The organism is Maricaulis maris (genome assembly GCF_003634045.1).
GTDB lineage: Bacteria > Pseudomonadota > Alphaproteobacteria > Caulobacterales > Maricaulaceae > Maricaulis > Maricaulis maris.
Genome location: NZ_RBIM01000001.1, coordinates 509,281 through 521,748 on the forward strand (window position 1 = coordinate 509,281; position 12,468 = coordinate 521,748).

At 63.5% G+C, this 12,468-nt stretch carries 12 protein-coding genes; all 12 read right to left on the reverse strand.

The features are described from left to right. Positions 1-80: 80 nt before the first annotated feature. The 12 genes from C7435_RS02455 to C7435_RS02510 all read right to left on the reverse strand — a co-directional run bounded on the left by C7435_RS02455 (position 81) and on the right by C7435_RS02510 (position 12,466). On the reverse strand, positions 81-401 hold the full coding sequence (locus C7435_RS02455) for a hypothetical protein (RefSeq protein WP_075189468.1): 321 nt from the start codon (positions 399-401) through the stop codon (positions 81-83). Positions 402-420: 19 nt separating this feature from the next. Next, positions 421-1,221, reverse strand: a complete 801-nt coding sequence (locus tag C7435_RS02460; protein ID WP_121209886.1) for a nucleotide-binding protein — start codon at positions 1,219-1,221, stop codon at positions 421-423. After that, a complete protein-coding gene (locus tag C7435_RS02465; RefSeq protein WP_075189470.1) occupies positions 1,221-2,213 on the reverse strand; it encodes a flagellar biosynthesis protein FlhF in 993 nt (330 codons plus the stop codon). The genes C7435_RS02460 and C7435_RS02465 overlap by 1 nt, the downstream gene beginning before the upstream one ends. Before the next feature lie 35 nt (positions 2,214-2,248). After that, complete coding sequence (gene flhA, locus C7435_RS02470; RefSeq protein WP_075189471.1) at positions 2,249-4,381, reverse strand: flagellar biosynthesis protein FlhA; 2,133 nt, start codon at positions 4,379-4,381, stop codon at positions 2,249-2,251. 12 nt (positions 4,382-4,393) lie between these two features. Then, the gene (gene flbD / locus C7435_RS02475; protein WP_121209887.1) at positions 4,394-5,764 is read right to left on the reverse strand and encodes a sigma-54-dependent transcriptional regulator FlbD; all 1,371 of its coding nucleotides are present in this window, start codon (positions 5,762-5,764) and stop codon (positions 4,394-4,396) included. 27 nt (positions 5,765-5,791) lie between these two features. Further along, positions 5,792-6,064 carry a flagellar motor switch protein FliN gene (fliN, locus tag C7435_RS02480; RefSeq protein WP_366511510.1) on the reverse strand — a complete coding sequence of 91 codons (273 nt, stop codon included), beginning with the start codon at positions 6,062-6,064 and terminating at the stop codon, positions 5,792-5,794. 95 nt (positions 6,065-6,159) lie between these two features. Further along, positions 6,160-6,813, reverse strand: a complete 654-nt coding sequence (locus C7435_RS02485) for a FliH/SctL family protein (RefSeq protein WP_121209888.1) — start codon at positions 6,811-6,813, stop codon at positions 6,160-6,162. A gap of 12 nt (positions 6,814-6,825) precedes the next feature. Next, positions 6,826-7,848: a flagellar motor switch protein FliG gene (gene fliG, locus C7435_RS02490; protein WP_075189474.1), complete on the reverse strand. Its 1,023-nt coding sequence runs from the start codon at positions 7,846-7,848 to the stop codon at positions 6,826-6,828. 8 nt (positions 7,849-7,856) lie between these two features. Next, positions 7,857-9,512, reverse strand: a complete 1,656-nt coding sequence (fliF, locus tag C7435_RS02495) for a flagellar basal-body MS-ring/collar protein FliF (RefSeq protein WP_075189475.1) — start codon at positions 9,510-9,512, stop codon at positions 7,857-7,859. Between the two features lie 242 nt (positions 9,513-9,754). Next, the gene (gene sciP / locus C7435_RS02500) at positions 9,755-10,024 is read right to left on the reverse strand and encodes a CtrA inhibitor SciP (protein WP_075189476.1); all 270 of its coding nucleotides are present in this window, start codon (positions 10,022-10,024) and stop codon (positions 9,755-9,757) included. Positions 10,025-10,311: 287 nt separating this feature from the next. Further along, positions 10,312-11,697: a flagellar hook protein FlgE gene (locus C7435_RS02505; protein ID WP_121209889.1), complete on the reverse strand. Its 1,386-nt coding sequence runs from the start codon at positions 11,695-11,697 to the stop codon at positions 10,312-10,314. Between the two features lie 100 nt (positions 11,698-11,797). Beyond that, positions 11,798-12,466, reverse strand: coding sequence for a flagellar hook assembly protein FlgD (locus C7435_RS02510; RefSeq protein ID WP_075189478.1), 669 nt, complete (start codon positions 12,464-12,466; stop codon positions 11,798-11,800). Positions 12,467-12,468: the final 2 nt, after the last annotated feature.

The following is a 12,468-nucleotide window of genomic DNA, read 5'->3' on the forward strand; positions in this document are numbered from 1 at the left end:
ACAGATTTCGCCAATTGATGGAGCGAATATCGTTCATTCGGGATATGAATAATGCGGACGCGCGGCCCTGCGGTGCCCGGTCAGCGCCCGTAGCGGCGCTTGGCCCAGTAAATCGCACCGATCGTGATCATGTAGATCGCCAGCCGCATCAGCACGACGACCCCGCCGCGCTCATCGAGGCGCGAGAAGGCAAAGTCGAAGGCGAAATCGGGCGGGATGCCGGTGGACCAGCGGTAGAAGAAGGGGGCGCAGGCATCGAGCATGAAGGCGATCGAGGCGGCGGCCGGCCATTGTGGCCATTTGCGCATGATCAGCGCCGCGACCAGTGACAGCACAATGATCAGCCACCAATCGAACGGTGTGAAGCCGACGGCCAGGCGTTCCGCGAAACTGTCATACATGCTCGATCCCCCCGGTCGATCAGGCTGCCTGTTTGCCACGCGCGAGCGAGCCCGCCAAGGCCTGGATATCCTTGGCCGCCTCGCATTGCGGCGCGCGCAGGGAGACGGCGGTCTGGGCGCGGATGGCCGCCGGGACGGTCGGGTCGCGGCGGACAATGCCGGCCAGGGTCGGCGTGAAGCTCAAAAACGCCTCGCAGGTCTTGCGGAAGGCGCTGAAGGCCTCGTTGGCGGCATTGATGCTGGGCGCATTGTTGATCACCACCAGCGGCGAGGCGCCGTCATCATGCAGGCGCAGCGTTTTCACAAAGGCATAGGCGTCGGTGAGCGAGGTCGGCTCGTCATTGAGCACGATCACCACATCATCGGCGGTCAAAGCGAGGCGGATGGTGGCGCGGTCGGCACCGGCCGCAAGGTCGAGAATGGCGCGGTCATAGGACAGGGCCAGCGCCGCGACCCCGGTGGCCAACTTGGTCAGGCCGGGACCGGCCAGATTGGCCAGGGCGCCGGAGCCGGAGCGTCCGGAGATGACGTCGAACCCGCCCTTCTGTGCCGCGCCGCCCATGGCCGGGCAGACGGCGTCTGCAATGGCAACGCGGCCATTGATGACGCTGGAAATGTCGGAATTGGGCTGCAGGCCCAGCTGGACGTCGATATTGGCCATGCCCAGATCGCCATCCATCAACAGGCAGCGCTCGCCCATTTGCGAGAAGGCGCGGGCCATCCCGATCGACAGCATGGTCTTGCCGACGCCGCCCTTGCCGGAGGCAATGGCGAGGATGCGACCGGCGGAACGGTCCTGCGGTGCAGAGGCGATTTTCATCAGTCGTCGTCCTCGAACGGTGTGGTGCGGTCCTCGACCAGGACCCGGGCCATGCGCAGCGGTGTCGCCGGGGCCAGTCCGCCGCCAATGAAGGGGGTCGAGGAGATTTGCGCAAAGGCCAGGCCGGTTTCACCAACGCCAAGGATGGCACCGAGACGGCGGGCACAGTCGAGCTTGACCGGGATGCAGCGGCTGGCGCCGATCGAGGCAAACAGCGAGGCGGCGTCCTCGGCATCTTCCGGTGTCAGGCCGGCATCAAAGACATAGAGGATTTCGGCATTGGCGCTGTCAGCGAAGGCCAGCGTCATGTCGAGATCGTCCAGCTCGAACGGATTGACCGCCGGGCTGTCGATCAGGACCGGGCCGTCAATCTCCTCGACGGCATCGATCATTTCCCGCGGATCATCGACGACCCGGAAACCGGCGCCCATGCGGCGGGCCAGCTCTTGCAGCCGGTCGGTGGCGCCGGCGCGTTCGCCGTCGCAGGAGATCAGGGTCGGCACGGCACCGGCCGTGATGGCGCGGGCGGCGGTCTTGGCCAGGGCCGAGGTTTTGCCGACGCCAGGCGTGCCGGCAAACAGGATGGCGTGTTCGGGCACGGCGGGCAGCGGCTGGAAGGTATAGCGGCTCTCGATCGCGTGGGCGAGACGGGCGACGGCCTGGCCGTCGGAGAGGTCATGGGCCGAACGGATCAGGGCCTGGGCAGCCGAACCCGGTGCGCGGTGAAAGCCGAGCGCCCGGATCACCCGGTCCAGCTCATTGTCTTCACGCAGGCCGCGCTCGATATCGGCCTCGCCGGCCAGACGGATCGAACGGTCACGGACCTGTTCGGCCGGTTCGACGACCCGCGACATTTCACTGGCCGCGCGCACTTGCACGCCGCCATCAGGGCCATCGCCGGTGGCGATGATGACAGCGTCGGGACCCATTTCACGGCGGACATCAGCCATGGCTTGGGTCAGGGACGGGGCGGCAAAGGTTTTAAGATGCATGGGCTCGGATCATATCACAGGTCAAAAACGGTCGCTTAGCCGACATGGCCCATCGTCTGAAGGCGCGCGCTCGGGTGGATTTCATTCTGCGACATCACCACGGTCTGCGGGCGAAAACGCTCAACCAGAGAACGCACATACGGACGAATCAGCGGGCTCGTCAGCAGCACTGGGACATGACCCTGAGCTGATGCGGTTTCAAAAGAGTTTCGAATGGCAGCCACGAAATCATGCAGCTTGGACGGGGCCAGGGCGAGCTGGCGACGATCACCATCGCCGACCAGGGCTTCCATGAAGGCCTGCTCCCATTGCGGACCCATGGCGAGCACCGGCAGCACACCGTCATGCGCCTTGTTGGCGTGGCAGATCTGGCGCGCCAGGCGGGTCCGGACATGTTCGACAATGGCGTCGAGATTCTGGGTCGTGGCGCTGGCTTCGGCGATGCCTTCCAGAATGGTCGGCAGGTCGCGGATCGAGATGCGCTCCTTGATCAGGGATTGCAGCACACGCTGGATGCCGGCGCGGCTGATCTGGTTCGGCGTGATGTCGTCGACCAGGCCCTTGTGCTCTTTCGACAGCTTGCCGATCAGCTTCTCGACCTCCGCGTAGGACAGGAGGTCGGCCATGTTCTCGCGCAGCAGCTCGGTCAGGTGGGTGACCAGGACGGCAGCCGGTTCGACAATGGTGTAGCCACGGAAAGAGGCTTCCTCGCGCAGGCCTTCATCAATCCAGGTCGCCGGCAGGCCGAAAGTCGGTTCCTTGACGTGCTTGCCGGGCATGTCGATCGACAGGCCGGCCGGATCCATCACCAGCAGCTTGTGCAGCTCGAGATCGCCGCGACCGGCTTCCAGCTCCTTGATGCGGATCGTGTACTCATTGTTGCCCAACGCCATGTTGTCGATGATGCGCACCGCCGGGGTGATGAAGCCCATTTCCTCGGCCAGCGAGCGGCGCAGGGCGCGAATCTGGTCGGTCAGTTTGCGGCCATCGACATCATTGATCAGCGGCAGCAGGCCATAGCCCAGCTCGATCTTCAGCTCGTCAATGGCAAGGCTGTCCTCGATCGGCGCTTCTTCGGCGGATTTGCTTTCGACGTCCTCGGCTTCCTGTTCCGCCTTGGCGTCGATCTCGGCTTGCGCAGTCCGCTCGGCGAGATCCCTGTTCATCCAGGCCAGGGCACCGGCACCGGCCGACATCAGCGCGAAGGGAATGAGCGGCATGCCGGGCAGCAGGCCGACCATCAGGGCGACTGCGGAGACCAGGCCGAGGCCTTGCGGGTTGGCGGTCAGCTGGCCGAACAGGGCCTTGTCGGCCTGTCCGTTGACACCGGCCTTGGAGACCAGCAGGCCGGCGCCGACCGAGATGATCAGGGCCGGGATCTGCGACACCAGGCCATCGCCGATGGTCAGCGAGGAATAGGCCGAGGCGGCTTCCGAGAAGGGCATGCCCGACTGGACCACACCGATGATGATGCCGCCGACCAGGTTGATGGCGGTGATCATCAGGCCGGCCATGGCATCGCCGCGGACGAATTTGGAGGCACCATCCATGGCGCCGAAGAAATTGCTTTCACCTTCCAGCTCGGTGCGGCGCTTGCGGGCCTCATCCTCGGTGATCAGTCCGGCAGAGAGATCGGCGTCGATCGCCATCTGCTTGCCGGGCATGGCATCCAGGGTGAAGCGGGCCGCGACTTCCGCGATCCGGCCGGAACCCTTGGTGATGACGACGAAGTTCACGATCACCAGGATGGCAAACACGATAATGCCGATGACGACATTGCCCTGCATGACGAAGGAGCCGAAGGCCTCGATCACCTCGCCGGCCGCGTCCGTGCCCTCATGGCCCTTCGACAGGATCAGGCGGGTCGAGGCGATGTTGAGGCCGAGGCGCAGCAGGGTGGTGATCAGCAGCAGGGCCGGGAAGGCGGAGAATTCCAGCGGCTTCTTGATGAAGAGCGCGGTCATCAGCACCAGGACCGACATCGAGATCGAGATCGCCAGCGACATGTCCAGCAGGAAGCTGGGCATGGGCAGCATCAGCATCACCAGAATGGCGAGAATGCCGACCGCCAACGCCACATCACCGCGAAGCGTGCGGTTCAGGAAGGCGCGGAGATCAAATCCGCCGGTTGCAGGTGCGGCGGTTGGGGAGGCTGCGGTATCGACCACGTATCAGTCCAATCAGGCTACGGAGACACCCTGGGCGGGTTGGTTGGGCGCGGGAATGTCCAGGCCCTGGTCCGAGTAAAGCTTCAGCTTGTTGCGCAGCGTCCGGATCGAGATGCCGAGAATGTTGGCGGCATGGGTCCGGTTGCCGAAGCAATGATCGAGCGTGTTCAGGATCAGGTCCTGTTCGACCTCGGCCACGGTGCGGCCGATCATGTCGGCCTGGACCGACTGGGCGGCGTCAGCAGCCTGGCGGACCACATTGCTGCCCGAACCGGTGAAGGCGGAGCCATCCGGCATGCGGATCGCGTCCGGCGTGATCTCGCGGCCGGTCGCCAGCAGCACGGCACGGTGCATGGCGTTTTCCAGCTCGCGAACATTGCCGGCCCATTCGCGCGCCAGCAGTGAGGTGCGGGCCGCCTCGGAAATCGGGCGGACATCGACGGCATTGGCGGCCGAGTATTTCTTCACGAAATGCTCAGACAGGGCGACGATGTCGGCCGGGCGCTCGCGCAGCGGCGGCAGGGCCAGATTCACAACATTGAGGCGGAACAGCAGGTCTTCGCGGAAAGATCCATCGGCCACGGCCTTGCGCAGGTCGCGGTTCGAGGTCGCCAGGATGCGGATATTGACCTTGACCGGCTTGGTGCCGCCGACCCGGTCGATCTCGCGTTCCTGGATGGCGCGCAGCAGCTTGGCCTGCAGGCGGACATCCATTTCCGAGATTTCGTCGAGCAGCAGCGTGCCGCCATCGGCCTCTTCGAACTTACCCACGCGGCGGGCAATGGCACCGGTGAAGGCGCCTTTCTCGTGACCGAAGAGTTCGGATTCCAGCAGGTTTTCCGGGATCGCGGCACAGTTCACCGAGATGAAGGGCGCCTGGGCGCGCTTCGACTTGGTGTGGACATAGCGGGCCATGACTTCCTTACCGGAGCCACTTTCACCGGTGATCAGGACGGAGGCGTCGGAGCCGGCGATGCGGTCGGCGAGGTGGATGACGGCCTGCATGGACGGGTCGCGGGCAATCATCGGGCGTTCGTCATCCGCGATCGCGGCCAGGACGGCAGCGATCAGGTCGGCATCCGGCGGCATCGGGATGAATTCCTTGGCGCCGGCGCGGATCGCGGCCGCAGCAGCCTCGGGACGGACATTGACGCCGCAGGCGACGACCGGCACCGAGATCCGTTCGGCTTCATTGGCCTCGATCAGGGATTGCACGTCCAGGTGCAGGTCGACCATGAGAAGGTCGGCCCCGCGCCCGGCCCGCAAATGGGCGGTGGCTTGCTCGATCGTGTCGACGTGCGAGACTTTGGCGCCGCGGTCGAGGGCGATCTTGGTGGCGGTGTGCAGTTGCCCGCCCAGGCTGCCAACTATCAGAATACGCATGATATGTTCCGTCCTTTCCGCCAGGCCTTAGCCCGCGTCCCCGTCTTTGATGATTTCCGTCATGGTCACGCCGAGCCGGTCGTCGACAACAACAACCTCACCGCGGGCGACGAGCCGGTTGTTGACATAGATGTCGATGGCTTCACCGATTTTGCGATCGAGTTCGACCACCGAGCCCGACGTCAGTTTCAGCAGCGAATTCACATCGATATGCGCCTTGCCGAGCACCGCGGAAATGTTGACAGGGACATCAAAGACCGGCGCCAGGTCGGCGGCGCTCTTTTCTTCCTCGTCCATCATCTGCTGGCCCCGTTGCGGTGCTTCGACCGGCACCTGCGTGCCGTCATCGCCCAGATCGGGAAGGTCGAGATTGTCGTCAGCCATGTCGGGCCTCCTTAAGCCGCGCTCACGCCGGCCGCATGGCCGTCGGACGCGTCAGATTGGGTTTCCTCGTCGCTTGGCGGCGAAGCCAGCCAGCGCGCGACGACGTCATTCAGTCGGGTTTCGATTTCCTCGGCGCTGCGCTGAACGGCACCGGCTCCCCATTCCAGGCGGACATCCGCGTTCGGCAGGCCCTGGTCGCCGCGCACCATGATGGCGCCGTCGAAACCGGCATCGCGGGCGGTCTTCTCCAACCGCTCGGCCAGCGCTTCAACCAGCTCCGGGTTGCAGCGGACCGACAGGCGCGGCTCCGAGCGCAAATCCTTCACCGCTTCCAGCGCGACCTGTTCGATCGTGTCGATCGGATAGGCCGACAGGGCCTCACCGGCGATCTTGCGGGCGGCCGCCATGGCCAGGCTGGCGGACTCCTGGCGCAGCGCGTCGGATTCATGCGCCAGACGGGCCAGGATCAGCTGCATTTGTGAGGCGATGGCCTGCAGCGACTGGGCGCAGCGGCCTTCTTCCATCTCGCGGCCTTCCTCGACACCCCACATGCGGGCGGCCTCGACATCATCCTGGGTGAAGAAGCGCTTATAGCTCTCGCCTTCGCGCAGGATCTGGCCGTCATGGTCGAACTCTGTATCGAAATCGAATTTGACAGGATTCATCGTTCAACCTCCCTAGTAGATGAGTTCATCGTCGGCGCCGCCATCGGCCAGCATGATTTCGCCCTTGGCGGCGAGATCCTTGGCCATGGAAACGATCGATTGTTGCGCCTGGTCGACATCTTTCAGGCGGACCGGACCCATCGAGCCCATGTCCTCGCGCATGATCTTGGCGGCGCGTTCGGACATGTTCGAGAAGAACAGGTCGCGCAGGCTGTCGGATGCGCCCTTCATGGCCAGCGCCATCTGTTCCTTGTCGATGGCGCGCATCAGGGTCTGGATGCCACCCGGATCGAGCTTGGACAGGTCTTCGAAGACGAACATCAGGGACCGGATCTTCTCGGCGCTCTCGCGATTTCGTTCCTCGAGGGCGGCCAGGAAGCGGTTCTCGGTCTGGCGGTCGAAATTGTTGAAGATAGACGCCATCATCTCGTGGCTGTCATGCTTGGAGGTGCGCGCCAGGTTGGACATGAATTCGGTGCGCAACGTCTCTTCGATGCGATCAAGAATTTCCCGTTGGACGGGTTCCATGCGCAGCATGCGGGTGACGACTTCCAGGGCGAAATCCTCGGGCAGGGCGCCCAGAACACGGCTGGCATGTTCCGGCTTCACCTTGGACAGGACCACCGCAACGGTCTGCGGATATTCATTCTTCAGATAGTTGGCGAGGACGACCTCGTTCACATTGCCCAGCTTGTCCCACATGGTCCGACCGGCGGGACCGCGCAGCTCTTCCATGATGGATTCGACCTTCTCGCCCGGCAGGAAGGAGGTCAAAAGGCGCTGGGTGGCTTCGAACGAACCCATCAGGGACCCGGTCGAGGACATCTGGCCGACAAAGTCGACGATCAGCTTTTCCACCGCGCTCGACGTTACCGTGCCCAGATTGGACATGGCCTGGGAAACCTCGCGGATTTCCTCCTCGTCGAGATGTTGCCACATGCTTTCGCCTTCATCGCCCAGGGCGAGGAGCATGACGGCGGCCTTCTCGGGGCCGGTCAGGCGGGCAGGATCTTCAATGGCGCGTTTGTCAGCCATGGGCGGGCTCAACTCTCATGCAGCCAGGTCCGGAGGATCGAGATCGATTCTTCCGGGTGGGATTCAACGATATTGGCGACTTTCTTCAGCGAGGACGCTTTCACCTGGCCATCGATCTTCTCGATATCGATGGAATCCTCGCGCGCCGCACCACCACCGGCCGCGGGCAGGGCCGCGGGGCGGTTGGCCGGAGTCGGCAGGGCGGCGGGAGCCGGCGCCCCCTGGACAGCGCCATCGGCGCCGGCGCCCGCCAGAGCCAGGCCCTGCGGCATGGCGACGCCGCTCGCGCCTTTGACCAGCGGCCGGGCGACCAGGAAGATGATCAGCAAGGCGGTGATGAACATCACGGCGATTTCCGCCGCGCGCATCATGTCATTCTTGGAGAAGGAGAAACCGCTGGCGGCCGGGGTGCCCAGCAGCGGATCGGTCCGGGCGAATTCCATCTGGCTGACGGTCAGCAGGTCCTGGCGGACGCCCGGCTCGTTGACGAAACCCATGGCCGAGCGGACCAGGCCTTCGATCCGGTCGATTTCCGCTTGCGGGCGCTCGCGCCAGGTCACGGTGCCATCCTCAGCGGTCTCCAGTACGCCATCAACGGCGACGGCGACCGACAGGCGATTAATGGCGCCGGCCTCAATGATTTCCGTGCGTGTGGTCGAGGAGATCTCGTAATTGACCCGCTCGCTCGTGCTCTCGCGGCTGGACAGGCTGGACGGGCCATCTTCGGCCGCGCCGTCACCGGCGTCCGGCAGGTTTTCCGAGGCCGAGACACGGTTCTGATTGGCACCGTCCTGATCGTTGGACAGGTCTTCGCCGCGCTGGCGCGAGCGCACGACCTGGCCGTTCGGGTCAAAGATTTCCGAGCTCTGGGTGACGCTCTGGCGATCCAGCTCGGCATTGACCTGGACGCGCGCCGCGCCGACGCCGACCACGCCTTCGACAATATCGAGAATGTTCTGGCGCAGCTGGGCTTCGATCTCGCCGCGACGTTCATCCATCAGGATGGAACCGGCCGACTGGCCGTCGCCGCCACTGGCCAGCTGGCGACCACGATCATCGGCAATCGACACCCCGGTCGGCGCGATGCCCGAGCTGGAGGCCACGATATTGCGGATCACGCGGACCTGTTCAGAGTTCAAACGGCCATTGGTGGCGATGGTGACAGCGGCGGTCGGCGACTGCTGATCGCGGGCGAACAGGCGACGTTCCGGCAGGTTCAGGTGAACACGGGCCGAGCTGACATAGTTGAGGGACTGGATGGTTCGGGCCAGCTCGCCTTCCATGGCGCGCTTGGCATTGATGTTCTGGACGAAGCTGGTCTGGCCGAAACTGTCCTGGCGGTCGAAAATCTCGTAGCCGACCGAAGCGCCGCTCAGCGGACCGTTCGAGGCGACGCGCACGCGGGCTTCGTCAACCTGGTCGCGCTCGACATAGATGGCCGTGCCGCCTTCGCGGATCTCATAAGGAATGTTTGCCTGGTCGAGCAGTTGCGAGGTCGCAGCCGTGTCGGCCGGGTCGAGACCGGAATAGAGCAGGGACTGGCTGGCGCCGCCCATCGCACCGGAAAAATACATCAGCGCTGCGGCGACACCGGCGGCAAGGCCGAAGATCGCGGTCAGCCGTCCGGCACCGAAAGCCCTGAACTGTTCAAAAAGCGCGTTCACCTGGAAATCCCTGCCTCATTGCGTGCGCTTCATCAGCGAAGCACTGGGCAGAATTTTCCTACCTGTTGGGTAAACGAGACTTTAAGACGATTGCATACGTCATGACTCGCCCCCGATTATCCAATCAGGGCACGCAATCGGTAAGCAGTGGCACCGGCGATTTCCCGCAAACGCAGGCGAGCGGCGACCGAGGGGGCGCGGTCGCCGCTCATCTTGCGCTAGTAAGGGGAGCTAGCGGTCGTTTAGCGGTATTGCTGGATGCGCGTCGTGCGAAGCCCGGCCAAACCATGACGGTCGATCGAACGTTGCCAGCCGAGGAACTCTTCCACGGTTAGCGAATAGCGCTGACACGCCTCTTCCAGAGTGAGTAGACCACCCCGCACCGCTGCGACGACTTCAGCCTTTCGCCGAACCACCCAACGCTGGGTACTCGGGTTGGGCAGGTCGCCAAGCGTAAGCGGGCTACCATCCGGTCCAATGACATAATTTTCTTTTTTAAGGCGCGGCTGCATGTCCGATCCCCGTTTCTTGTTTGTAGGATCAACCTACACGCAGCCCTTTAACATCGCCCTAAACCACTGGGTAAATTTACGTTTAACCTTGTCCGTAAAATCCGCCTCTAAATGTTCCGAACCGGCTCATCCGGCGGTCATAAAATATGGGCCTGGCCAGGATCGGGAATGCCGTCGGCATTTTCGAGAAAACTGAACCCTGTCAGAGACCCGCGCCTGGAATTCCGGGCAAAAAAAGGGCCCCGCCGGGAGGCGGAGCCCTTAGTCAAGAAGCGGTTGGGTGATGGTTAGCGCTTCATGCGGATGGCTTCGTCGAGCATTTCATCGGCAGTGGTGATGATTTTCGACGAGGCAGAGTAAGCCCTTTGTGTGGTGATCAGGCTGGTGAACTCGTTGGCGAGGTCAACATTCGAGCTTTCCAGTGTCGCGGCGGCGATGGAGCCCGAAGATCCCAGGCCCGGCGGGTTGAGCGTGTAGGCACCGGATTCCGGCGTCACCGTGAAGGTACCGCCCGACTGGGCTTCCAGACCGTCCGGATTGGTGAAGGTCGCGACCGGGATCTGGTAGATCTTGCGGACGATGCCGTTGGTGAACTTGGCGAAGACGAAACCGTCATCATCGACATCGACGCTGGAGAAATTACCGAAGGCCGAGCCGTTCACATTGGTCGAGAGCAGGGCAGACGGGCTGTCATACTGCGTGAAGCCGCCGGGTGCGTTGGGATCGCCGAAGTCCAGGGTGATCGATTGGGCATCCACGCCGGTCGCGGTCGCCCACTGGAATTCGTTGCCAGCCAGCGCGCCGGCATTGGTGGAGGAGAGGAAGTCGAGCTGGGTCGGCAGCGTGGTATTGGCGCTGTCGATGCGACCCTGGGCGTCAAAGGCCACCGTACCTGTGAGCAGCTGGCCGTTCAGGAGACCAGCCCCGGTCGTGACGTCGGTTGCCGGCACCATGTGGACTTCGGCATGCCACTGGTTCGGCGTTGAACTCTTGAGCATGGAGATGGTCAGGGTGCGGACACCGCCGACACTGTCATAGAAGGGAATGGAGCGCTGGAAGTCCGGTGTGACAGCGCCTGATGCCATGTTGGTCGCGGCTGCGGTCGGATCATAGGTCGCTTCATCAGCGGAGATCGCCTGGCTTTGCTGCAGGTTGGCATTGATGCCCATCGTCGTCGTGGCTTCGGCGGCGCCACCGATGGAGGACAGGTTGATCGTCTCCAGCGCGTTGAGGTCGGACGGGTTCTGCGGGACGGACCCGTCAGCCGCGACCGGCCAGCCGGCGAGATACTTGCCGGCATCATTTCGGAGATAGCCGGTGGTGTCCGGCGTGAAACGGCCCGCGCGGGTAAAGGAGACCGGGTCAGAGGAGTTCGGGTTGGCGTCATCGCGAACCACGAAAAAGCCACGACCTGAGATGGCCAGATCCGTCGGCGAGGAACCGGCGGTCAGGAGGCCGCTCTCGCCGATGGAAAGGCGCGCCACTGAGCGGACGCCCGCTGCCGAATAGCCCTTGGTCGAGCTGTCGCTGTCATAAAGCGGGGTAAAGACGGCGTTGGCGCGCTTGTAGCCCACCGTGTTGACGTTGGCGATATTGTCCGAAATCGAGGCGAGGGCGTTCGAGTTCGAGATCAGGCCGGATGCGCCGGCCAAAAGCGCGGAATTGATGCTCATAATGCATGCTCCTGGCGTTTTGGTTGTTATTGCGGAGCTTTCTGCTGGTCGGGTTTGCCGGGGCGCCATTCTGGCGGTCCGGATCAGGCCGGCGGCCTGGTCATGAGTTTGGGTTGGCGTCCTTGATCGACATCACCGAGGACAGCGGGACGCGAATGCCGCCCATTTCCACGATGACCTCGGATCCGGACAGGTCGACGCCGGTAACACGGGCGGCGGCCTGGATATTGACGTCGACATTGTCGCCGTCGGCGTTCTGGGCAATGACTTCCAGCGAATAGACACCGTCTTCGAGAGCGGCGCCGCCATCGCCCAGGCCATCCCAGGTGAAGTCGTGTGAACCGGCCGTGGTCTCGCCGTCGCGGCGGGCCACGATGCGGTCATTCTCGTCGCGAATGATGATCGACGAGGAATGGACTTCGTCCGGCACGGTGTATTCCCAGCTCGCTTCGCCATCCTGCAGCATGGCCTGCGGCGTCAGTGCCGTTGCCACGCGGCCGATATAGCTGACCGAGGCGCTTTGGGCGGCGGCCGACTGGAGCAGCAACAGGTTTTCCAGATTCTGGTTCTGCGCGATCTGCTGTTCAACGCTGGAGAAATCGACCAGCTGGTTCACGAACTGCGTCGAGTCGAGCGGATTGAGCGGGTCCTGGTTTTTCATCTGCTCGGTGAGCAGGGTCAGGAACATCTCGAAATTATCGGCCAGGCCGGTCTGTGAATTCGACAGGGCCGGGCTTGTCGAACCGATGCCGGATACTGCGTCTACCATGC

Bases quoted from the DNA above. Each gene is read 5' to 3' on its own strand.
- C7435_RS02455 (WP_075189468.1), bottom strand. From the start codon at position 401: ATGTATGACAGTTTCGCGGAACGCCTGGCCGTCGGCTTCACACCGTTC.
- C7435_RS02460 (WP_121209886.1), bottom strand. From the start codon at position 1,221: ATGAAAATCGCCTCTGCACCGCAGGACCGTTCCGCCGGTCGCATCCTC.
- C7435_RS02465 (WP_075189470.1), bottom strand. From the start codon at position 2,213: ATGCATCTTAAAACCTTTGCCGCCCCGTCCCTGACCCAAGCCATGGCT.
- flbD (WP_121209887.1), bottom strand. From the start codon at position 5,764: ATGCGTATTCTGATAGTTGGCAGCCTGGGCGGGCAACTGCACACCGCC.
- fliN (WP_366511510.1), bottom strand. From the start codon at position 6,064: ATGATGGACGAGGAAGAAAAGAGCGCCGCCGACCTGGCGCCGGTCTTT.
- C7435_RS02485 (WP_121209888.1), bottom strand. From the start codon at position 6,813: ATGAATCCTGTCAAATTCGATTTCGATACAGAGTTCGACCATGACGGC.
- fliG (WP_075189474.1), bottom strand. From the start codon at position 7,848: ATGGCTGACAAACGCGCCATTGAAGATCCTGCCCGCCTGACCGGCCCC.
- sciP (WP_075189476.1), bottom strand. From the start codon at position 10,024: ATGCAGCCGCGCCTTAAAAAAGAAAATTATGTCATTGGACCGGATGGT.
- C7435_RS02505 (WP_121209889.1), bottom strand. From the start codon at position 11,697: ATGAGCATCAATTCCGCGCTTTTGGCCGGCGCATCCGGCCTGATCTCG.
- C7435_RS02510 (WP_075189478.1), bottom strand. From the start codon at position 12,466: ATGGTAGACGCAGTATCCGGCATCGGTTCGACAAGCCCGGCCCTGTCG.